Source organism: Streptomyces sp. NBC_01591, assembly GCF_035918155.1.
Taxonomy (GTDB): domain Bacteria; phylum Actinomycetota; class Actinomycetes; order Streptomycetales; family Streptomycetaceae; genus Streptomyces.
In genome coordinates, this window is sequence record NZ_CP109327.1 from 1,124,144 (window position 1) to 1,144,204 (window position 20,061).

General features: G+C 70.4%; 22 protein-coding genes. 12 read left to right on the forward strand and 10 right to left on the reverse strand.

What is annotated here, in order from left to right:
* Nucleotides 1-27 precede the first annotated feature (27 nt).
* Nucleotides 28-750: a lysophospholipid acyltransferase family protein gene (locus OG978_RS05415; RefSeq protein WP_326764084.1), complete on the forward strand. Its 723-nt coding sequence runs from the start codon at nucleotides 28-30 to the stop codon at nucleotides 748-750.
* A 65-nt stretch (nucleotides 751-815) separates the two neighbouring features.
* On the opposite strand, the gene OG978_RS05420 is transcribed toward OG978_RS05415, so the two are convergent.
* The 4 genes from OG978_RS05420 to OG978_RS05435 form a co-directional block, all read right to left on the reverse strand.
* Nucleotides 816-1,415: a transglutaminase domain-containing protein gene (locus tag OG978_RS05420; RefSeq protein WP_326764085.1), complete on the reverse strand. Its 600-nt coding sequence runs from the start codon at nucleotides 1,413-1,415 to the stop codon at nucleotides 816-818.
* 75 nt (nucleotides 1,416-1,490) lie between these two features.
* Nucleotides 1,491-2,570 (reverse strand): threonine aldolase family protein, encoded by a 1,080-nt coding sequence (locus tag OG978_RS05425; RefSeq protein ID WP_326764086.1) that lies wholly within the window; start codon nucleotides 2,568-2,570, stop codon nucleotides 1,491-1,493.
* Nucleotides 2,549-3,316, reverse strand: a complete 768-nt coding sequence (locus OG978_RS05430; RefSeq protein WP_326764087.1) for an SDR family NAD(P)-dependent oxidoreductase — start codon at nucleotides 3,314-3,316, stop codon at nucleotides 2,549-2,551. Before OG978_RS05430 ends, OG978_RS05425 begins: the two co-directional genes overlap by 22 nt.
* A gap of 26 nt (nucleotides 3,317-3,342) precedes the next feature.
* On the reverse strand, nucleotides 3,343-4,740 hold the full coding sequence (locus tag OG978_RS05435; RefSeq protein ID WP_326764088.1) for a DUF6421 family protein: 1,398 nt from the start codon (nucleotides 4,738-4,740) through the stop codon (nucleotides 3,343-3,345).
* A gap of 319 nt (nucleotides 4,741-5,059) precedes the next feature.
* On the opposite strand from OG978_RS05435, the gene OG978_RS05440 reads away from it, so the two are divergent.
* Nucleotides 5,060-5,710, forward strand: coding sequence for a glycerophosphodiester phosphodiesterase (locus OG978_RS05440; protein ID WP_326764089.1), 651 nt, complete (start codon nucleotides 5,060-5,062; stop codon nucleotides 5,708-5,710).
* 12 nt (nucleotides 5,711-5,722) lie between these two features.
* On the opposite strand, the gene OG978_RS05445 is transcribed toward OG978_RS05440, so the two are convergent.
* Entirely contained in the window at nucleotides 5,723-6,274 is a 552-nt protein-coding gene (locus OG978_RS05445) for a GNAT family N-acetyltransferase (RefSeq protein WP_326764090.1), read from the reverse strand.
* Between the two features lie 76 nt (nucleotides 6,275-6,350).
* Between OG978_RS05445 and OG978_RS05450 the strand changes: the two genes are divergently transcribed.
* Nucleotides 6,351-6,737: a VOC family protein gene (locus tag OG978_RS05450; protein ID WP_326764091.1), complete on the forward strand. Its 387-nt coding sequence runs from the start codon at nucleotides 6,351-6,353 to the stop codon at nucleotides 6,735-6,737.
* A gap of 51 nt (nucleotides 6,738-6,788) precedes the next feature.
* Here OG978_RS05450 and yczR read toward each other — a convergent pair whose 3' ends face one another.
* Nucleotides 6,789-8,201 (reverse strand): aminotransferase-like domain-containing protein, encoded by a 1,413-nt coding sequence (gene yczR, locus OG978_RS05455; RefSeq protein WP_326764092.1) that lies wholly within the window; start codon nucleotides 8,199-8,201, stop codon nucleotides 6,789-6,791.
* Between the two features lie 110 nt (nucleotides 8,202-8,311).
* Here yczR and OG978_RS05460 point away from each other — a divergent pair, with 110 nt between their 5' ends.
* The 7 genes from OG978_RS05460 to OG978_RS05490 all read left to right on the forward strand — a co-directional run bounded on the left by OG978_RS05460 (nucleotide 8,312) and on the right by OG978_RS05490 (nucleotide 13,946).
* Entirely contained in the window at nucleotides 8,312-9,565 is a 1,254-nt protein-coding gene (locus OG978_RS05460; protein WP_326764093.1) for a Tm-1-like ATP-binding domain-containing protein, read from the forward strand.
* A gap of 37 nt (nucleotides 9,566-9,602) precedes the next feature.
* Nucleotides 9,603-10,427 carry a phosphoenolpyruvate hydrolase family protein gene (locus OG978_RS05465; protein ID WP_326764094.1) on the forward strand — a complete coding sequence of 275 codons (825 nt, stop codon included), beginning with the start codon at nucleotides 9,603-9,605 and terminating at the stop codon, nucleotides 10,425-10,427.
* A gap of 138 nt (nucleotides 10,428-10,565) precedes the next feature.
* On the forward strand, nucleotides 10,566-11,159 hold the full coding sequence (locus tag OG978_RS05470; RefSeq protein ID WP_326764095.1) for a DUF5134 domain-containing protein: 594 nt from the start codon (nucleotides 10,566-10,568) through the stop codon (nucleotides 11,157-11,159).
* Nucleotides 11,160-11,245: 86 nt separating this feature from the next.
* Nucleotides 11,246-12,181, forward strand: coding sequence for a M56 family metallopeptidase (locus OG978_RS05475; protein ID WP_326764096.1), 936 nt, complete (start codon nucleotides 11,246-11,248; stop codon nucleotides 12,179-12,181).
* Between the two features lie 33 nt (nucleotides 12,182-12,214).
* Nucleotides 12,215-12,913, forward strand: a complete 699-nt coding sequence (locus tag OG978_RS05480) for a phosphatase PAP2 family protein (RefSeq protein WP_326764097.1) — start codon at nucleotides 12,215-12,217, stop codon at nucleotides 12,911-12,913.
* Nucleotides 12,914-12,995: 82 nt separating this feature from the next.
* Nucleotides 12,996-13,697, forward strand: coding sequence for an HAD family hydrolase (locus OG978_RS05485; RefSeq protein ID WP_326764098.1), 702 nt, complete (start codon nucleotides 12,996-12,998; stop codon nucleotides 13,695-13,697).
* A gap of 69 nt (nucleotides 13,698-13,766) precedes the next feature.
* A complete protein-coding gene (locus tag OG978_RS05490) occupies nucleotides 13,767-13,946 on the forward strand; it encodes a hypothetical protein (protein WP_326764099.1) in 180 nt (59 codons plus the stop codon).
* Between the two features lie 120 nt (nucleotides 13,947-14,066).
* Here the strand turns inward: OG978_RS05490 and OG978_RS05495 are convergent, their stop codons facing one another.
* The gene (locus tag OG978_RS05495) at nucleotides 14,067-15,557 is read right to left on the reverse strand and encodes an LVIVD repeat-containing protein (protein ID WP_326764100.1); all 1,491 of its coding nucleotides are present in this window, start codon (nucleotides 15,555-15,557) and stop codon (nucleotides 14,067-14,069) included.
* Between the two features lie 196 nt (nucleotides 15,558-15,753).
* Here OG978_RS05495 and OG978_RS05500 point away from each other — a divergent pair, with 196 nt between their 5' ends.
* Nucleotides 15,754-16,401, forward strand: a complete 648-nt coding sequence (locus tag OG978_RS05500; RefSeq protein ID WP_326764101.1) for a DUF305 domain-containing protein — start codon at nucleotides 15,754-15,756, stop codon at nucleotides 16,399-16,401.
* Between the two features lie 78 nt (nucleotides 16,402-16,479).
* Nucleotides 16,480-17,898, forward strand: a complete 1,419-nt coding sequence (locus OG978_RS05505; protein ID WP_326764102.1) for an FAD-dependent oxidoreductase — start codon at nucleotides 16,480-16,482, stop codon at nucleotides 17,896-17,898.
* A gap of 2 nt (nucleotides 17,899-17,900) precedes the next feature.
* Here the strand turns inward: OG978_RS05505 and OG978_RS05510 are convergent, their stop codons facing one another.
* The 3 genes from OG978_RS05510 to OG978_RS05520 form a co-directional block, all read right to left on the reverse strand.
* Entirely contained in the window at nucleotides 17,901-18,281 is a 381-nt protein-coding gene (locus OG978_RS05510) for an ArsR/SmtB family transcription factor (RefSeq protein ID WP_326764103.1), read from the reverse strand.
* 105 nt (nucleotides 18,282-18,386) lie between these two features.
* A complete protein-coding gene (locus OG978_RS05515; RefSeq protein ID WP_326764104.1) occupies nucleotides 18,387-18,803 on the reverse strand; it encodes an acyl-CoA thioesterase in 417 nt (138 codons plus the stop codon).
* 214 nt (nucleotides 18,804-19,017) lie between these two features.
* The gene (locus OG978_RS05520) at nucleotides 19,018-20,028 is read right to left on the reverse strand and encodes a LacI family DNA-binding transcriptional regulator (RefSeq protein WP_326764105.1); all 1,011 of its coding nucleotides are present in this window, start codon (nucleotides 20,026-20,028) and stop codon (nucleotides 19,018-19,020) included.
* Nucleotides 20,029-20,061 lie beyond the last annotated feature (33 nt).

The following is a 20,061-nucleotide window of genomic DNA, read 5'->3' on the forward strand; positions in this document are numbered from 1 at the left end:
CAGGCGCTGAAGAAGGGTCTTCCCCAGATGGCAGAACTCGTCTATCGACCGGTCATCGGCGCCGCTCGTACGTTTTTCAAGGCGCTTGACCTGAAGATCGACACTCAGGGTTCCGAGCACATCCCGAAGACCGGTGGCGCGGTACTGGTAAGCAACCACATCAGCTATCTGGACTTCATCTTCACTGGGCTCGCGGCCCTGCCGCAGAAGCGGCTCGTCCGCTTCATGGCGAAGGAATCGGTCTTCCGGCACAAGGTCTCGGGACCGCTGATGCGCGGCATGAAGCACATCCCCGTCGACCGTAAGCAGGGCGAGGACGCGTATGCGCACGCGCTCGCCTCGCTGCGCTCCGGCGAGATCGTCGGCGTGTTCCCCGAGGCCACCATCTCGGAGTCGTTCACGCTGAAGAGCTTCAAGTCGGGCGCCGCCCGGCTGGCCCAGGAGGCCGGCGTACCGCTGATCCCGATGGCGCTGTGGGGGACGCAGCGGGTGTGGACCAAGGGCAGGCCGCGCAATTTCAAGCGCAACCACGTGCCGGTGACGATCCGGGTCGGCGAGCCGGTGGAGGCACCCACCGACCAGTACGCGGGCGCGATCACCCGACGGCTGCGGGAGCGGGTCCAGGAGCTCCTGGAGGCGGCCCAGCGCGCCTATCCCGTACGCCCGAAGGACGCGAGCGACACCTGGTGGGTGCCCGCCCACCTCGGCGGTACGGCCCCGACCCCCGCCGAGGTGCGCGAGAAGAGCTGACGCGGCCGAAACGTCACTCCGGGGAGCCGGGCATTGATCCGCCCCCGGGGTGACGTCTCCCCGGCTCAGAGCGCCGTGGGAAGAGTGCACCACAGCCGCGGGCGGTCCCCGGCGGACCGCAGGCCGCGCAGCACCGCCGGATGCGGGGCCGCGTACAGGAGCGGGTAGTCCACCTCGCCGGCCTCGGGGCGGACGGGCCAGGCCAGCCGCTCCTCGTCGAGCGAGAACTGCGCGTCGACACCGGGCTTGTTGCCGCGGGGGTCCTGCCGGTACCAGCGGTCACGGCCGGGCAGCCGGATCGCGATCAGCCCGTGCACGGGATCGGGCTCCCCGTTGTCGTCGGCGAGGGCCTGGTAGCAGAGAGCGGTCGGGATGCCCGCCGCGCGCAGGAGGGCGGCCAGGGCGTGGGACTTGGCATGGCAGATGCCGTTGCGCGTCGCGAGGACGTCGGAGGCGCGCCAGGTGACCCGCATGTCGCCGGAATCGGCAGAGTGCACGATGGCGTCGCGCACAAAGGCATAGGCGGCGGATGCGTATGCATATGCGTCGGCCGTGTCGCCACGGAGCTCGGCGACCGTCTCCCGCACCAGCGGATGCTCGTGGTCGATGACCTCGTCGGCAGCGAGGTAAGCGGAGAGTTCAGGGACCTGCTGGATCAGCTCCATGGTCGCCGAGCGTAGATGTGCGGCCGACCAGGAGTCAATGACCTTCCAGTCGACCGCATATCTATTCACTTCTGGCTACTTCGCCATCTCTTCCTTCAGAGCGAGGACGAACGCGTCGACGTCGTCCTCCGTCGTGTCGAAGGCGCACATCCAGCGCACATCGCCGGCCGCCTCGTCCCAGAAGTAGAAGCGGAAGCGCTTCTGCAGCCGCTCGCTCACCTCGTGGGGCAGCCGGGCGAAGACAGCGTTGGCCTGGACGGGGTGGAGGATCTCCACGCCGTGCACCGCCCGCACGCCCTCGGCGAGCCGCTGGGCCATCGCGTTGGCGTGCCGGGCGTTGCGCAGCCAGAGGTCCCCGGCCAGCAGCGCCTCCAGTTGTACGGAGACGAAGCGCATCTTCGACGCGAGCTGCATCGACAGCTTGCGCAGGTGCTTCATGGCACGGACGGCGTCCGGGTTCAGGACGACCACGGCCTCGCCGAAGATCGCCCCGTTCTTCGTACCGCCGAAGGACAGCACGTCGACGCCGACGGTGTTGGTGAACGTACGCATCGGTACGTCCAGCGACGCCGCGGCGTTGGCTATCCGGGCCCCGTCCAGATGGACCTTCATGCCGTGTCCGTGGGCGTGGTCGCAGATGGCGCGGATCTCGTCGGGTGTGTAGACCGTGCCCAGTTCGGTGTTCTGGGTGATCGAGACGACCTGCGGCATGGCGCGGTGCTCGTCGTCCCAGCCGTATGCCTGCCGGTCGATGAGGTCGGGGGTGAGCTTGCCGTCCGGGGTGGGCACGGTGAGCAGCTTGAGGCCGCCCACCCGCTCCGGAGCGCCGCCCTCGTCCACATTGATATGGGCGGACTCGGCACAGATCACCGCGCCCCAGCGGTCGGTCATCGCCTGGAGGGAGACGACGTTGGCACCGGTTCCGTTGAACACCGGGAAGGCTTCGGCGGTGGGGCCGAAGTGACTGTGCATGACGCGCTGGAGGTGCTCGGTGTACTCGTCCTCGCCGTAGGCGATCTGATGACCGCCGTTGGCGAGGGCGAGGGCCGCGAGGATCTCCGGGTGCGTGCCCGCGTAATTGTCGCTGGCGAAGCCTCGGATCTGCGGGTCGTGATGGCGCCGCGCGTCGGTCCTTACGGTTGTGGGGTCAGCCACAGGCGCTTTCCGTTCACTTCCGGGGCGGGCCGGTCCCAGACGCCGGCGATGGCATCGGCCAGCTCCTTGACGTCGGTGAAGCCCGCGAATTTCGCATTGGGGCGCTCGGCGCGCATCGCGTCGTGCACCAGTGCCTTGACGATCAGGATCGCAGCCGCGGTCCTCGGCCCTTCGTCGCCCCCCGCCTTGCGGAACGCGTCCGCGAGCGCGAGCGTCCAGGCCTCGGCCGCCGCCTTCGACGCGGCGTAGGCCGCGTTTCCCGCGGTGGGCTTGCTCGCCCCGGCCGCGCTGATCAGCACATAGCGACCCCGGTCGCTGCGCTGCAGACCCTCCTGGAAGGCCAGTGAGGTGTGCTGGACCGTGCGGATCAGCAGCTTCTCCAGCAGGTTCCAGTCGGCGAGGTCGGTCTCGGCGAAGCTCGCGCTGCCGCGCCAGCCGCCGACGAGGTGGACCAGGCCGTCGATCCGGCCGAATTCCTTCTCGGTCTTGTCCGCCCATTCACGGGTGGCACCGAGGTCCAGCAGATCGACCGTGTCACCGGTGACGGTGGCGCCGCCGTGGGCGTAGCGCGCGGCGTCGACCGCCTCGGCCAGGCGGGCGGCGTCCGCGTCGGAGGCGACGACCGTCGCACCGGCCTCGGCGAGCCTCATCAGTGTGGCCCGGCCGGCCGGGCCCGCGGCCCCGGCCACCGCGACCACGGCACCTTCGAGAGCACCGCTCCCGTTGCCCCTGCCGTTTGCGTTCATGGCCACCGCCTCCTCAGACCCGGCGCTCACGCGGCTGCCCGCTCGGCATCCGCGGCGGTGATCCCCTTGGTCGAGGCGATCACGTTCTTCAGCTTCTTGGAGAGCGCCTCATAGAACATGCTCAGGGGAAACTCGTCAGGAAGCACATCGTCGACGAGCTTACGGGGCGGCTGCGACAGGTCCAGCGCGTCCGGACCCTTGGCCCAGCGGGAGCCCGGGTGCGGGGCGAGGTAGGTCGAGACGAGGTCGTACGCGGCGAACCAGTGGACCAGCTTGGGGCGGTCGATGCCGTCGCGGTAGAGCTTCTCGATCTCGGCGCAGAGCTGGTTGGTGATCTGCGGGGCCCGGTCCCAGTCGATCTTCAGCGTGTTGTCGGTCCAGCGGACCACATCGTGCTTGTGGAGGTACGCGAAGAGCAGCTGGCCGCCGAGGCCGTCGTAGTTCCGGACGCGCTCGCCGGTGACGGGGAAGCGGAACATCCGGTCGAACAGCACGGCGTACTGCACGTCACGGCCCTGGGCGAAGCCGTCGGCCTCCAGCTTCACGGCCTCCTTGAAGGCGGTGAGGTCGCAGCGCAGCTCTTCGAGGCCGTACATCCAGAACGGCTGGCGCTGCTTGATCATGAAGGGGTCGAACGGCAGGTCGCCGTGGCTGTGCGTGCGGTCGTGGACCATGTCCCAGAGCACGAAGGCCTGCTCGCAGCGCTGCTGGTCGGCGACCATCTCCCGGATGTCGTCGGGCAGCTCGACGCCGAGCAGCTCGACCGACGCCTCGGTGACCCGGCGGAAGCGGGCCGCCTCGCGGTCGCAGAAGATGCCGCCCCAGCTGAAGCGCTCGGGGGCCTCGCGCACGGCGATGGTCTCCGGGAAGAGCACGGCGGAGTTGGTGTCGTATCCCGCGGTGAAGTCCTCGAAGGTGATGCCGCAGAACAGCGGGTTGTCGTAGCGGGTCGCTTCGAGCTCGGCCAGCCACTCGGGCCAGACCATCCGCAGCACGACCGCTTCGAGGTTGCGGTCCGGGTTGCCGTTCTGCGTGTACATCGCGAAGACGACCAGGTGCTGCAGCCCGTCGGTGCGGTCCTTGGCCGGCTGGAAGGCGAGCAGCGAGTCGAGGAAGTCCGGCACGCCGAAGCCGTCCGTGGCCCAGCGGCGCAGGTCCTCGGCAAGGGCGCGGTGGTACGCGGCGTCGTGCGGCAGCAGCGGGGAGAGCTCCTCGACGGCGGCGATCACGCGGTCGAGCGTCGACCGGGCGGCCTCCGGGGACGGCGCACCCTCGGCCTCGAAGTCGATGGAACCGTCCTTCGACTGCCAGGGGCGGATCTCCTCCACGGCATTCTTGAGCGCGGGCCAGCCGGGATGATCGACCACCCGCCGGTCCGTAGCTATGCCGCCTGCGGCGACGTCGTGCACAAGAATTTCCGTCATCACACTTCCTCCACGGGAGAACCTCGCGTTAAGCAACCGTATCCATGTGCGGTTCCTTGAGACAAGTGGGCCCCAGAAAATTATCCTGCGGACCCCCCATGGTCACCGCGATTTTTCCCGTTCGGAACGCACCGGGCAGCCACTTCCGTCGGCCGGGCGCGCGCTGCCGGTGTCCGCCCTTCGCTCCGCCCCGGAGGCCGTTAGGCTGCCGAATTGCCGTAATGCCGTAGTGCCTCGTGGGTAGGGGCCGCACGCGGGAAGACGCCGTCGACGGAAGCGGGTTGCCTTGTCTTTTCTCACCATCGGACATCGCGGAGTGATGGGTGTCGAGCCGGAGAACACCCTGCGCTCGTTCGTCCACGCGGAACGGGCCGGAATGGACGCGATCGAGCTGGACCTTCATCTGAGCAAGGACGGCGCACTGGCCGTCATGCACGACGCCGACGTGGACCGTACGACGGACGGCAAGGGGCCGATCAACGCGAAGACCCTGTCCGAACTGCGTGAACTCGATGCCGGGCAGGGCGAGCGGGTGCCGGTCTTCGAGGAGGTGCTCGACGCCGTACGGTCCCCCGTGCAGGCCGAGATCAAGGACGCGGCCGCGGCCCGCGCGCTGGCCGAAGTGATGCTGCGACGCGATCTCGTCGACCGGGTCGAGGTGTCCTCGTTCCACGACGAGGCGGTGGCCGAGATCGCCCGGCTGGTGCCGGGAGTACGGACCGTGCTCATCGCGAGCCGCTGGCAGAGCGATGTGGTGGACCGGGCAAAGGCGGTGGGGGCGGCGACGCTGGCACTGAACATCCGCCGTCTCACCCTGGAGGTGGCCGAACAGGCGCACGCCGAGGGGCTGAAGGTCATCGGCTGGGTGGTGAACACCCAGGACCATCTGCGGCTGGCACGTGCCCTGCGGCTGGACGGCGCGACCACCGACTACCCGGAGATCCGCCGCGCCGGCCGCTTCACCGCCTGATCACGGGCCCGGTCAGACCAGGCCCTTGACCAGCAGCTCGAAGGCGAGATCGTCGCGCTGCGGAATTCCGAAGCGCTCGTCGCCGTACGGGAACGGGCTGAGCTTTCCCGTACGGCGGTAGCCGCGCCGCTCGTACCAGGCGATCAGCTCCTCGCGCACGGAGATCACGGTCATGTGCATCTCGCTCACGCCCCAGCGCTCCCGGACGGTGCGCTCGGCCTCGGCGATGATCACCTTGCCGAGCCCCGCTCCCTGCAGTTCGGGACGGACCGCGAACATCCCGAAGTACGCGGCGTCGCCGCGGTGTTCGAGCTGGCAGCAGGCGACGAGCGCACCGTCCCGCTCCACCAGCAGCAGCCGGCTGCCGGGCGCTTCGAGCACCTGTCGAACACCGTCCGGATCCGTCCGCTGCCCCTGCAGGATGTCCGCCTCGGTGGTCCAGCCGGCCCGGCTGGAATCTCCGCGGTACGCCGACTCGATCAGCGTCACCAGTGCGGGCACATCGGCGTCGGCCGCGTCGCGGAAGGTCAGCTGTCCCGAGTTCCGGGCGGGGGCTATGTCCATGGCGATGGCTCTCCGTTTCGTGCTGTGGCCGTGCCGGAGCAGCGTAACCCGGGTGTCCCGAACTAGATTCGGGCGCATGGTGCATGTGCTGAGCAGCCGGATCCTGTTGCGCCCTGCCGATCCCGAGCGATCGCGGGTCTTCTACGGGGAGTCCCTCGGGCTGCCCGTCTACCGGGAGTTCGGCACCGGCCCCGAGCGGGGCACGGTCTACTTCCTCGGCGGGGGCTTCCTGGAGGTGTCCGGGCGCGCCGCCGAGCCGCCGGTGCCCGGTCTCGAACTGTGGATGCAGGTCGCGGACGTGCGGGCGGCGCACGAGGAGCTGTCGGGCCGCGGCGTCGAGGTGCTGCGGGAGCCGGTGCGCGAGCCGTGGGGTCTGGTCGAGATGTGGATCCGCGATCCGGACGGGCACCGGATCGTCATGGTGGAAGTACCGGCGGACCATCCGCTGCGGTACCGCCCGTAGGGCGCGTCGTTCGGACCATGCCGGGCTCGTGCCCGGTCGGCGGTGGCGCTGTCAGTGCGGGGTGCGGCTTCGCTCCGCGCACTCGACGAGCACGGGCAGGGCCTTCGCCAGGCTGCCGTCGTGGTCGGCGAACGGGAGCCGCACATGGTGGCGGAAGCCGTCCACGGCGGAGAAGGCCGGGCCGGGGACGATCAGTACGCCCGCGCGGCGGGCCAGCTGGGCGGTGGCCTCGGCGTCGGCGCCGGGCATCTCCACCCAGAGGGCGGAGCCCCCGTCGGGGCGTTCCCATCGCCAGCCGGTCCGGCGGTCGCACAGGAGCTCTTCGGTCTCCGTCAGACGTTCGCGCAGCCGGGAGCGGCGCCGGGACCGGGCCTCGGGCAGTTGTCGGAGCAGCTTCACGGCCAGCATCTGGTCCACCACCGGGCATGACAGGTCGACGGACTTCTTGATGTCGGCCAGGCGGCGGATGACGGTGGTGGAGGCGCGGATCCAGCCCAGCCGGAGGCCGCCCCAGAAGAGCTTGGACAAGGTGCCGACGGTGGCCGTGGCGGCGGGCGGCAGCAGCCCGGCGAGGGCGACCGGCGCGGCGTCGCCGTGCAGGGACAGTTCGGCGTAGGCGTTGTCCTCCACCACGTACAGGCCCTGTTCGGCCAGTACGGCGGCCCAGGCACGACGGGTGGGCTCGTCCATGCCGCGCCCGGTGGGGTTGTGGACGGACGGCTGCAGATAGACGAGGCGGGGCCGGACGTGGCCGGCCAGCCGTTCCAGTGCGCGGGCGCCGTGCGCCCCGTCCGCGGGCAGCGGGACCAGCCGGGCGCCGCGGGCGCGCAGCGCTTCGAGTGCGCCGCGGTAGGTCGGGTCCTCCACGATCACCGTGTCACCGGGCTCGACCAGGCCCTGGGTGATCAGCCAGACGGCCTGCTGGGATCCGGCGGTCACCAGGATCTGTTCCGGAGAGGTCGGCAGGCCCGCCGACCGGTGGTACTCGGCGATCCCCTCGCGCAGCTCGGGCAGCCCGTACGGGAGGTAGCCGTCGCCGGCCAGCGCGGCGGTGAGGTCGTCGGCGGACAGGTCGCCGACCGCCGCGGCGACCGCGGGCAGGCCGTCCAGCGCGCCGCTGGACAGGTCGATGCCGCCGTCCCTGGTCCCGAAGCTGGCCAGCCGACCCTCGGTCGCGGGCTCGCCCACCGCGCCGGAACCCCGCAGCCGGGAGCCGCTGCCCTGCCGGCTCTCCAGCCACCCCTCGGCCTCCAGGAGGCCGTACGCGGCCGTCACCGTGGAGCGGCTGACACCCAGCGCCGTCGCCAGGGCTCGCTGCGAGGGAAGCACCGTGCCCGGTGCCACGTCTCCGCGCTGCGCCAGCTCGCGCAGCGCCTCCGCCAGCAGCTGCGGCATCGCACCCGTGCCGTCCTTGGACCACCCGGTCAGCAGACGCGACAGCCGGGTGGGAGGAATGCGGTCCATGCACCCCATCATCCATCGCCCGCCGCAGGCCAATTGCCCTCAAGTGGTCTTTGCCGCCCTCCGGCGGCTCACACATGATCGGGAGAACGCCGTTGCAAAGGAGCAAGAACATGGCGACCGTGGTGCTCGTCGGGACATTGGACACCAAGGGGGCGGAGTACGCGTGGCTCTCGGCGCGGCTTCGCGAATCGGGCTGCGACGTGGTGCTCGTCGATGCCGGAGTGATGCCTGCGCCCGTGGGCACCCCGACGGGTGACATCGACGCCTCGGCCGTCGCGCGCCGCGCCGGGCACGGCCTGGAGGCGCTGCGTGCCGCCGGGGACCGCGGTGCGGCAGTGACCGCAATGGCCGAAGGTGTCGAACGGATCGTCAGTGATCTGCACCGCGAGGGGCAGGTGCACGCGGTGCTGGCCGTGGCCGGCAGCGGAGGGTCGTTCATCGCCGCGCGCGCCATGCAGGCGCTGCCCATCGGCGTTCCGAAGGTGCTGGTGTCCACCATGGCCAGCGGGGACGTGTCGCCGTACGTGGGCAGCAGCGACATCACCATGATGTACAGCGTGGTCGACATGGCGGGCATCAATTCCGTGTCGTCGCAGATCCTGGGCAACGCGGCGGCCGCGGCGGCCGGCATGGCCATCCACCACGAGCGGAGCCTGAAGCGGTCGGAGCCCCAAGGGCGTCCACTGATCGGCGCCAGCATGTTCGGCGTCACCACTCCCGCGGTCGACGCCGCCCGGCAGCGGCTGGACGAGCTGGGCTACGAGGTCCTGGTCTTCCACGCCACCGGCGCGGGCGGCCGGGCACTGGAGAAGCTCGCCGCGGGCGGGTTCCTCGCCGGTGTCCTCGACCTGACCACCACCGAGCTCGCGGACGAGCTGGTCGGCGGCGTGCTGAGCGCCGGCCCCGACCGGCTCACCGCGGCAGGCCGGGCGGGCCTGCCGCAGGTGGTCGCGCCCGGCGCACTGGACATGGTCAACTTCGGCGCCGCCGAGACCGTCCCGGAACGCTTCGCCGAACGCCGGCTCCTCGTACACAACCCGACCGTCACCCTGATGCGCACCACGGCCGGTGAGATGGCCGAACTCGGCGCTTCCATGGGGCACAAGCTGGCCTCGGCGCACGGACCGACGGCGGTGCTCTGGCCGCTGGGCGGCGTCTCCGCCGTGGACGCACCGGGCGGCCCGTTCCACGACCCGGAGGCCGACGCGGCCGGGCTGGCGTCCCTGCGCACGGCCCTGCGGGGCAGCGCCGTCGATCTGCGCGAGATCGGTGCCCATCTCAACGACGCGTCGTTCGCCGTCGCCGCCGCCGACCACCTCCACCAGCTGATCACCGCTCAGGAACGTTCGCACCCGAACGTCTGAGCAGCGAGAACACACCGACCGAAACAGGAGTACATCCGTGAACCGCAACCAAGTCCTGTCGCGCCTGACCGAGCAGGTCGCAGCAGGCAAGGCCGTCATCGGCGCAGGCGCGGGCACCGGTCTGTCCGCCAAGTGCGCGGAGGCCGGCGGCGTCGACCTGCTGATCATCTACAACTCCGGCCGGTACCGGATGGCCGGCCGGGGCTCACTGGCGGGCCTGCTGCCCTACGGCGACGCCAACGCCATCGTGCTCGACATGGCGGGCGAGGTCCTGCCCGTGGTGCGGGACGTCCCGGTGCTCGCCGGGGTGTGCGGCACCGACCCGTTCCGGATCATGGGCAACTTCCTCGACCAGTTGAAGGCCGTCGGCTTCACCGGCGTACAGAACTTTCCCACCGTCGGACTGTACGACGGCAAGTTCCGCGAGAACCTCGAAGAGACCGGTATGGGCTTCGGTCTGGAGATCGACATGATCCGCCAGGCCCACGAGCGCGATCTGCTCACCGCGCCCTATGTGTTCGACCCCGAGCAGGCCGCCGAAATGGCGCGGGCCGGTGCCGATGTCCTGGTGCCGCACGTCGGGCTGACCACCAAGGGGTCCATCGGTGCCTCGACCGCGCTCACGCTCGATCAGGCCGCCACCGCCGTGCAGGACATGCACGACGCGGCCAAGCGCGTCAATCCCGACATCATCGTGCTGTGTCACGGCGGGCCGATAGCCGAACCCGAGGACGCCCGTTACGTCCTGGACCACACCTCCGGGATCGCCGGTTTCTTCGGCGCCTCGTCCATGGAACGGCTGCCCACGGAGCGCGCCATCACCGAGCAGGCACGCGCCTTCAAGTCCCTCACGCTCGGCTGACGAGGGGGCGGAAGCACAGCGCGCGGCGGGAACACCCCCTCCGCGCGCTCCCCTTGTACCTCAGTGCGCCGCGTACAACACTCCCCGACCGGGCATCGACCGAGGGGACCGCGTCGTACGGCCAGGGGGAGGTGCGCTGTGCACGGAACGGCGATGTCGGGCTGGTTGCTGATGGCGTTGTGCGCGACGACGGGTGCGTACTGTCTGCTGCGCACCCGCAGCGAGACCGGGGAGGGCCGCAGGGCAGCGCGCGCGGAGGCGCTGATGGGGTTCGGCATGGCCGCCATGGCGGTGCCGACGGCCGTGGTGACACCCCCCGCGTGGGGATGGGTGGTGTACGCGGCGCTGTTCGGCGCCGCGTCGTTGCGCGCGCTGTGGTTCTCCCGGCGCAGCGGGCACCATCTGCACCACCTGGTCGGGTCCTCGGCGATGGTCTACATGGCTCTGACGATGGCACCGGGCGGTGGGGCGGCACACGGCGGACATGGCGGGCACACGGGTCACGGGGTCGCGGCGACGGCCGGGGGCGTGCCCTTGTTGACCGGACTGCTGCTGGCCTACTACGCGGTGTACGTGCTGCGGTCGGGCGCCCGGCTGATACCGATGGCCGCCGCCACGGCGGGCGGCGGCGGTGGCGCTGCCGGGGGTACGTGGGGTACGCGGCCCGAGCTGGCGCTCGCCTGCCGGCTGACGATGGGGATGGCCATGTTCGCGATGCTGCTCACCCTGTGAGACAGCCGGCGCGGCAAACCGTGGTCTGCGTCACTTGCCGTGCACAGCCATACCCGTGGGTACCGCGCCCCTCATAGGCTGACGTCATGTTGGTCTCCCTCGCACTGCTGCTGCTCGGTGCACTGGCCGCCGTCCTGACCCCGCGGCTGATGGCCAGGGCCCGGTGGCCGGAGCGTGAGCCCGTGGTGGCGCTGTGGGTATGGCAGTGCGTGGTGGCCGGGGTGTTGCTCTCCTTCGCGCTCTCCATGACGTTCAGCGCGGCCGCTGCCTGGCAGGCGGTGCGCGGGCATGTGTTCGCACCGGCCCCGCGTGCCGTGGTGGAGGCGTACGCCTTGGGCGGGCACGGGCGGTGGTCGGCCGCCATGGCCGTGCTGCTGGCGCTCGGCGGGGTGTGGTCGGCGGTGATGCTGACCCGGGAGATCCACCGGGCCCAGGTGCGTCGCAGGCAGCGGCGCTCCGAATTGCTGGTGCGCGCCCCGCTGATGCCCGGCGAGGAGCCCGGCAGTGGCCGTCTCGTCGTGCTGGAGGGAGAGCGTCCGGATGCCTGGTGGCTGCCGGGCGCCGCACCTCAACTGGTCATCACCACCACGGCACTCAGGCGCCTGAAAGGCCGTCAGCTGGATGCGGTGCTGGCCCATGAGCAGGGGCACGCGAAGGCACGGCACGACTGGCTGCTGAATTGTTCCGGCGCGCTCGCGACCGGGTTTCCGCAGGTGCCGGTGTTCGCGGCGTTCCGCGACGAGATGTACCGACTGGTCGAACTGGCCGCGGACGATGTGGCGTCGAAGCGTTTCGGACGGCTGACGATCGCCCTGGCCCTGGTGGAACTCAACGAGGACCGGGGCGTGTTCGGTCCCTGCCCGGCGCCGGACGCACAGCTGCCGCTGCGGGTGAACCGGTTGCTGACCCCGGCAAACCGGCTCACCGCGGGCCGTCGGCTCCGGCTGACCGCGGCGGCCGCGCTGGTCCCGGTGGTTCCGCTTCTGATCGCCTTCATTCCGGGACTCAGTGCGCTGCGATAGCCAGGGCCGCCGGCCTTCCGCGAAGATCGCCCCATGTCGTCCCCTCAGCTCTCCCCGCCAGCCCGTACCCGTTCCCGTGTCACACCTTTCGGAACGGGTACGGTCTGCGCGCTCCTCGCACTGGTCGTGCTGACCCTCGTCGCCGTGCGCTGGTCACCGCTGATGACGCTGGACCGCAACATCGCGGACGCCCTGCACCGCAGGGCGGTGACCGAGCCCGGCCTGGTTCACACCAACCGGATCCTGACCGACTGGGCCTGGGATCCGTGGACCATGCGCGGCCTGATCACGGTGGCCGTGGTGGTGCTGTGGTGGCGCGGGGAGCGACTGCTCGCCGTGTGGGTCGCGGCGACGAGCGTGCTGGCCACGCTGGTGCAGCAGGGGCTGAAGTCCGCGGTCGGCCGGGAGCGGCCGCAGTGGCCCGACCCGGTGGACTCCGCGCATTACGCGGCGTTCCCCTCCGGTCACGCGATGACGGCATTGGTGAGCTGTGGCCTGCTGCTCTGGCTGCTGCGCCGGCACGGCACCGGGCCCCGGCTGTGGCGGACGGCGCTGGTCGTGGCGTTCGTCTCGGTCGTCGGGGTGGGCCTGACCCGGCTCTACCTGGGTGTGCACTGGTTGAGCGACGTGCTGGGCGGCTGGCTGCTGGGGGCGGCCCTGGTCGCCTTCTCGATCGCCGGATACGCCCGGTACGAGCGGCGCGGCGGTCCGCGCACGCCCGGTTGTTCCTGAGCCGGCCCGGCCGCGGAACGCCGCCCGAACCGGCACCGACCGGCCTTGTCGCGCCGCCCCCGCACCGGGGAGGATCGCAGACATGCAGATCAAGGGTGTGCTCTTCGACTTCTCCGGGACCCTCTTCCGTATCGAGTCGGTCCGGTCCTGGTTGCGCGCGGTCCTCGCCGAGCGGGGGGTGGCGGTGGGCGAGGCCGACTTCGAACGGTACGTGAGCGAGTTGGAGGCCGCCGGGGCGCTGCCGGGCGGCCCGTCTCCCCGGCACGTCCCCGCCCGGCTCTCCTCCGCGTGGGCCACCCGCGACGAGAGCGCGGAGCTGCACCGGGAGGCGTACACCGGGCTGGCCCGGCAGGTGGCCCTGCCGGATCCCGGCCTGTACGACGCGCTGTACGAACGGCACCGGACACCCGCCGCCTGGCAGCCGTACCCGGACACGGCGGAGGTGCTCGGCGCGCTGCGCGACAGCGGCACCCGGATCGGGGTGGTCAGCAACATCGGCTGGGACCTGCGGCCGGTATTCCGGGCGCACGGCCTGGACGACCTGATCGATGCCTATGTCCTGTCGTACGAGCACGGCGTCCAGAAGCCGGACTCACGGCTCTTCCACATGGCCTGCACATATCTCGGGCTGGATCCGGCGGATGTGGTGATGGTCGGCGACGACCGGCATGCGGACGGCGGGGCCGCGGCACTGGGCTGTGACGTGCGGTTTGTACACCATCTGCCGGTGAATGAGCGGCCCGACGGACTGCGGACGCTGGGACTGGTGCCGGGCGTTGCCTGACAGACATGTGAGAGATGTCCCTGACGCCCAATGGGTCCGATTGTCACATCGGGGCCTTAGCCTATATGTATGTCCCGCTCTCCACACACCTCCGATTCCACGCGCACTGCCGCTGTGGTGAACAAAGAGATCCGCGACCTGTGGCAGCGCTCCGGCGGCTGCCTGTCCCCGGAGGACGAGGAGCACTACCAGCGGCTGCTGGTGGAGTGGGCCGCGGCGACGGGCGGCAGCGCCAGATCCGCCGCCTGAGGCGGCCCTCCTCCTCTGTCCGGATCGCCGGGCGTCCCACAGGGCGGGGGTCCGCCGTGCGGGACGCCTTCGGTGCGCGGTGGAGCCGGCTGTCGCCGGCCGGGTGGAGGATCCGGCCGGTCAGCGGTCGAAGTACTCCGGCTGGGTCTGCACATTGAGCTCGTCCAGCTGCACCCGCTTCGCCGGGTCGGTCCGCCGGTCGTCGAGCTTCAGGACGTCGAAGCCCTTGGCGATGTCGTTGGAGTAGATGTAGCCGTTGTAGTAGTACGCCGACCAGGGGCCGGCCGTGGTGACGGCGTCGGTCCTGACCGGGCCGCGCTCGAAGTAGCCGATCTCCTTCGGCTTCGACGAGTCGGTGAAGTCCCACACCGACACTCCGCCCTGGTACCAGGCCTGGACCATCAGGTCGCGGCCCTTGACCGGGATGATCGAACCGTTGTGGGCGACGCAGACCTCGGTGTCGGCCTGCGGGCGGTCGATCTTGAAGTAGCTGCGGAAGACCAGCTTGCGGTGGTCACCCCTGCCGACGATGTCGTAGATGCCGTTGGCGCCGCGCTTCGGGCCGATCTCCTCGTTGCAGGTGGCCGCGCCACCGCCGCCGAGTTCATCGGTGAAGACGACCTTGTCCGTCGTCTGGTTGAACGTCGCCGAGTGCCAGAACGCGAAGTTCACATTGTCCTGCACCCGGTCGATGATCTTCGGGTTCTCCGGGTCCTTGATGGAGAACAGCAGGCCGTCGCCCATGCAGGCACCGGCGGCCAGGTCCTTCGAGGGCAGCACGGTGATGTCGTGGCAGCCGGTGGTCTTCGAGACGCCCGGGTTGTCCGGGGCACCCGGGTTGCCGCCGTCCGGGAAGAGCACCGGGAAGTTCACGACCGCGGCCTTCTCGGGCGCGTTGCGCGGCACCTTGATGACGGAGATCCCGTCGTGCGGCGGCCGGCAGTCGGGGAACGTCGCGCTGGGTGCGTACGAGGAGACGTACACGTACACGTTCCTGCGCTCGGGGACCAGGGTATGGGTGTGCGATCCGCACGCGGTCTCGACGGCGGCGACGTACTTCGGGTTGCGTTTGTCGCTGATGTCGAAGACCTTCATGCCCTCCCAGGAGGACTTCTCCGTGGCGGGCTGGGTGGTGCTGGTGCAGGAGTTGTCGCTGCGCGAGGAGTCGGTGGACAGGAAGAGCAGGTCGCCCGAGACCGAGATGTCGTTCTGTGAGCCGGGGCAAAGGACCTGCGAGACCGTCTTCGGGGACCGGGGATTGCTGATGTCGAAGATCCGGAAGCCGTCGTAGTTTCCGGCGAAGGCGTACTTCCCCTGGAAGGCCAGGTCCGTGTTGGTGCCCTTGAGCGCGTCCTTCGGGACGTTGGCCAGATGGGTGATGTTGCCGCTGTGGACGATCTCGTCCACGCCGGGTATCTCGCCGCTGTTGATGGCGGCCGTGGCCTCGGCTTCCTGGGCGGCGGAGACATCGGTCCGGGCCGCGCCGGTGTCACCGGGGTCGGGCGTCGCGGCCGCGGGTCCGGCCATCAGCAGAGTGGCCAGCAGGCCGGCGGCTGCCGTAGCCACGCCGAGGCGTCTGCGCCGCACCGGGCTCGTGTGCAACGAAATCACTGAGTCCTCCCATGCATCCGAACGTAGTTGAACGGTTCACGGTCCTCGGCAGTATCGTCCTTGCCATCGTGATCCCAACAGATGGCAACAGAGACGTAATGAAAGTTACCGATCACTGCCGTTCGGAAGCGTGTCAGGACGGTTGGCAACCACCCATACGGCCATGGAGGTCCGCTTGTTGATCCACCGTCAGACCATGTGTGTACGCAGATCCGTTCTCGTCGCGGCAGCCGTCTCCGCCGTCCTCGCCCTCGCCGCGTGCGATGCGGGAGACGGTGACAGCCGTACGAAGGCGCAGGCGGGCGGGGGGCCTTCGGTGGTGGCGCCCGGAAAGCCGGGTGAGCCCGCACGGACTCTTTCCGCCGAGGAGGCCGCGAAGGCGGCCGGGGACGACACCCCCAACTCGGCCGACTACCGCTACGTGCAGATGATGATCCAACACCACGTGCAAGCACTGGAGTTGACCGAGCTGACCCCGTCGCGCTCCGGATCCTCCTCGGTCAAACGGCTCGCCGAGCGCATCAGCGCGGGCCAGAAGCCGGAGATCGGCGCCATGGAGGGGTGGCTCGAACACAACGGCGGAGAGAAGCGCCCCTCCACCCACGATCACTCGGCGATGCCCGGGATGGCGACCCCGGCCCAGCTGAAGGAGTTGCGCGAGGCGGACGGCACCGCCTTCGACAAGCTCTTCCTGAAGCTGATGATCACCCACCACCAAGGGGCGATCACGATGGCGACCGAGGCGCTCGCGGAGGGGAACAACGTGCAGGTCGAGGAGATGGCCGGGGACGTCGTCGCGCAGCAGACGGTGGAGATCAACAGAATGCGCACGATGTCGTCCTGACGAAGCCCCGGGCGCGCCTCTCCCCCGCTCCGCCCGCCGGTGCCATGCTGGGAGGCATCCTCCGGGAAGAGGTGCGCCGTGCTCCGTGTCGCCGTCGTCGGCTCCGGTCCCAGCGGGGTCTACACCGCTCAGGCCCTGGTCACGCAGGACCGGGTTCCCGATGTCCGGGTCCATGTGCTGGACCGGCTCCCCTGCCCGTACGGCCTGGTCCGTTACGGCGTCGCGCCGGACCACGAGAAGATCAAGTCTCTGCAGAACAGTCTGCGGGCCGTTCTGGAGCACGAGCGGATCACCTTCCTCGGGAATGTCGAGGTGGGCGGCGACGGGATCCCGCCCGAGCGGCTCGGCGAGCTCTACGACGCGGTGGTCTACTGCGTCGGCGCCGCGACCGACCGCGCTCTCGCCGTTCCCGGCGAGGATCTGCCCGGCAGCTGCTCCGCCACCGAGTTCGTCTCCTGGTACAGCGCACACCCCGACGCGGCCGCCGACGGCTTCGCGCTCCGGGCCCGTTCGGTCGTGGTGATCGGGGTCGGCAATGTGGCGGTGGACGTGGCACGGATTCTCGCGCGGAGCGCGCAGGAGCTGTGCCCCACCGACGTGCCGCACGGTGCGCTCGGCGCACTGGCCGGCAGCCGGGTGCGCGAGGTCCACATGGCAGGCAGACGCGGCCCGTCACAGGCCAGGTTCACCACCAAGGAGCTGCGCGAGCTGGGTGGTCTGCCGCAGGCCCGGGTCGTGGTGGACGAGGCGGAGCTCGCCCTCGATCCGGCGTACGCGGATCCGTCCGCCCGGCCGGTCCCCGCCCTGTCCTCGCCGCCGAACGCGCCGCCCCTGACGGCGGCGGCGCGGCGCAATGTCGAGGTCCTGCGCGGCTGGGCCGCGGCCGGCCCCGAGGGCGCGGGCCGCGGCGGGCAACCGGTGCGCACCATCCACCTGCGGTTCTTCCTGCGTCCCGTCGAGCTGCTGGAGCGGGACGGCCGGGTCGCCGGGGTCCGGTTCGCCCGTACCGTGCCGGACGGCAGCGGGGGTGTGCGCGATGCCGGTACGTACGAGGACATCGGCGCGCAGCTCGTGCTGCGGGCGGTCGGCTACCGCGGGATCCCGCTGCCCGGCCTGCCCTTCGACCCGGTGCGCGGGACGGTGCCGCATCTGGCGGGGCGGGTGCTGCGGGACGGGGTGCCGTCGCCCGGGGAGTACGTCGCCGGGTGGATCAAGCGGGGGCCGACCGGGGTGATCGGCTCGAACCGGTCGTGCGCGAAGGAGACCGTGGCTTCGCTGCTCGACGACGCCCCACTGCTCGCTCGGCGCGCGCCTGCGCCCGACCCGGTGGCCGCGCTGCGGGCATGGGGGCTGCGCCCGGTGGAGTGGGACGGCTGGCTGTCCATCGAGCGGGCGGAGGCGGCGCTCGGCCGGTCGCTGGGCCGGGAGCGGGTGAAGATCCCGGACTGGGCGGGGCTGCTGAGCGCCGCACGGAGTGGCGGCCGGGACGGAGCGTGAGGCTACCGGTCCTCGCCGATGCGCTGAACCTGCCGGTTCGTGGCGTCGAGGACACTGTCGAGGAGCCCGGGGAACAGCGCCTCCAGATCATCTCGTCGCAACCCGTTCATCTTGGCCGTGCCGCGGTAGATCTGCTGGACGATGCCGCTCTCGCGCAGCACCCGGAAGTGGTGCGTGGAGGTGGATTTGGACACCGGAAGTTCGAAGCAGGAACAGGTGAGTTCGGCATCGGCGGCGGCCAGCTCGCGGACGATGCGCAGTCGCATCGGGTCGGAGAGCGCGTGGAGCACCCCTTCGATGCGGATTTCGTCCCGCGCGGGGTGGTCGAGTACGCGACCGCCCGCCTCGGCGGCGCTTGCGGCAGGGGCGCTGGCGGGGGTCACGACGGCTCCACTTCCTGGGGTTGCTCGGTCCTCCATAATACGAGACTCGTCGTAGTTTCCGCATTCGGCGGACGGTGGGGCCGGTCATCGACCGGCCGCCGTCCGTCACTCGCTGAGCAGGTCCGGGTGCTCGGCGAGTGAGGCGAGATGTCCGGCCGGATCGGCGATCAGCTTGCGGGCCGTCAGATCGAGCATGCCCGCCACGCCCGTGACCTCCGCCGCGACGGTGCCGTCCTCCTTGAGGATCTGCTGCGCGGCCGTGAACGTCTTGCCCTCGCCGAACACGAACCGGCAGGTCACCCGTACCCGGTCGCCGCCCCGGAGCTCCCGCAGGAACTTCACCGTCGTCTCCAGCGCGACCGGCCCGACGCCGCCGGCCAGCAGCTTGTCCTGCGGCAGGCCGGCGGCGCGCAGGAGCTCCCAGCGTGCGTGCTCGGCGTACTGGAGATAGACGGCCTGGTTCAGGTGTCCCTGCGTGTCGAGCTCGTAGCCCCGGACGGTCACATCAACGAAGAAAGTCATGAACGTCCCAACCCCAGGGCGTATTCCGCCATTCCCGCAACCGCGCCACCGGTCGCGCCGCACCTCTTTACGTACCTTCACGCCCAGGTAACTCCCTCACCGAACGGCAAGCTCTCGGTCGCCGCACCCGGCAAGGGCAATCTGCGCGTCTGCGTCCTCGACCTGGGCGGCAGGAACGCGGCGCCCGGCAAGGTCGGCACGGCGGGTCCGTACCTCAACCAGGACCGGTTGATTCGCGGACGACGAGTCGGTAGCCGGGGCGGGGCCTTCGTGGTTCGGGTACCGGGCTGCCGGAGAGCCGTTCGACGAGGCTGTCGACGGCGAGCCGTGCGATCGCTTCCTTGTCGGGGGCGATGGTGGTGAGCGTGGTGGCCCCGTACAGGCTCTCCTCGATGTTGTCGAAGCCGACGACGGCGACGTCCTCGGGGATGCGGAGCCCTCGTGAGGCGAGGGTGCGCATGGCGCCGATGGCGATCAGGTCGTTGTACGCGAACACCGCGTCGGGCCGCTCTCCCCGGTCCAGGAGAGCGGCCATGGCGCTGGCGCCGTCCTCGCGTCCGTAGCCGTCGGTGACCACGACCAACGACTCGTCGGGCTCGATGCCGGCCGCGGCGAGTTCCTCACGCCAGCCGCGCAGCCGCAGATGGGCGGGCTGGCGCTCGCGTCCGGTGCGGGAGCCGAGGAAGGCGATCCGGCGGTGACCGCGGTCGATGAGATGGCGTACGGCGTCGCGGGAGGCGGCCACGTTGTCGATGGCGATGTGGTCGTACGGGGCCTCGTACTCCCGCTCGCCGAGCAGGACCAGGGGCGCGGTCTCGGTGCGCGCCATGAGGTCCTCGGTCTCCAGATGGATCGGGCTGAGGATGAGTCCGTCGATCACATGGGACCGGAAGCCTTGGCTGACCAGGAGTTCCTTCTCGCGGAGGCCGGCGGTGTGGTCGACCAGGACGGTGTAGTCGTGCCGGGCGGCCGCGTCGACGACCGCGCCCGCGAGCTCCGCGAAGTACGGGTTGCCGAACTCCGGCACGGCGAGCGCGATGATGCCGGTGCGGCCCTTGCGCAAATGGCGTGCGGTGAGGTTCGGCCGGTAGCCGAGTTCGTCGATGGCCTGCTGCACCTTGGCGCGCATCTTCGGTGTGACGTGCTGATAGTTGTTCACCACGTTCGACACGGTCTTGATGGACACGCCCGCCCGTTGTGCAACGTCCTTGAGGCTGACGCCCACGGCACTCCCTGACTCGGCTCGATGCGCACCGGT

Coding starts and splice junctions, on each gene's coding strand:
- OG978_RS05415 (WP_326764084.1), top strand. CDS start 28: ATGGCAGAACTCGTCTATCGACCGGTCATCGGCGCCGCTCGTACGTTT.
- OG978_RS05420 (WP_326764085.1), bottom strand. CDS start 1,415: ATGGAGCTGATCCAGCAGGTCCCTGAACTCTCCGCTTACCTCGCTGCC.
- OG978_RS05430 (WP_326764087.1), bottom strand. CDS start 3,316: ATGAACGCAAACGGCAGGGGCAACGGGAGCGGTGCTCTCGAAGGTGCC.
- OG978_RS05435 (WP_326764088.1), bottom strand. CDS start 4,740: ATGACGGAAATTCTTGTGCACGACGTCGCCGCAGGCGGCATAGCTACG.
- OG978_RS05440 (WP_326764089.1), top strand. CDS start 5,060: ATGGGTGTCGAGCCGGAGAACACCCTGCGCTCGTTCGTCCACGCGGAA.
- OG978_RS05445 (WP_326764090.1), bottom strand. CDS start 6,274: ATGGACATAGCCCCCGCCCGGAACTCGGGACAGCTGACCTTCCGCGAC.
- OG978_RS05450 (WP_326764091.1), top strand. CDS start 6,351: ATGGTGCATGTGCTGAGCAGCCGGATCCTGTTGCGCCCTGCCGATCCC.
- yczR (WP_326764092.1), bottom strand. CDS start 8,201: ATGGACCGCATTCCTCCCACCCGGCTGTCGCGTCTGCTGACCGGGTGG.
- OG978_RS05460 (WP_326764093.1), top strand. CDS start 8,312: ATGGCGACCGTGGTGCTCGTCGGGACATTGGACACCAAGGGGGCGGAG.
- OG978_RS05475 (WP_326764096.1), top strand. CDS start 11,246: ATGTTGGTCTCCCTCGCACTGCTGCTGCTCGGTGCACTGGCCGCCGTC.
- OG978_RS05480 (WP_326764097.1), top strand. CDS start 12,215: ATGTCGTCCCCTCAGCTCTCCCCGCCAGCCCGTACCCGTTCCCGTGTC.
- OG978_RS05485 (WP_326764098.1), top strand. CDS start 12,996: ATGCAGATCAAGGGTGTGCTCTTCGACTTCTCCGGGACCCTCTTCCGT.
- OG978_RS05490 (WP_326764099.1), top strand. CDS start 13,767: ATGTCCCGCTCTCCACACACCTCCGATTCCACGCGCACTGCCGCTGTG.
- OG978_RS05500 (WP_326764101.1), top strand. CDS start 15,754: ATGTGTGTACGCAGATCCGTTCTCGTCGCGGCAGCCGTCTCCGCCGTC.
- OG978_RS05515 (WP_326764104.1), bottom strand. CDS start 18,803: ATGACTTTCTTCGTTGATGTGACCGTCCGGGGCTACGAGCTCGACACG.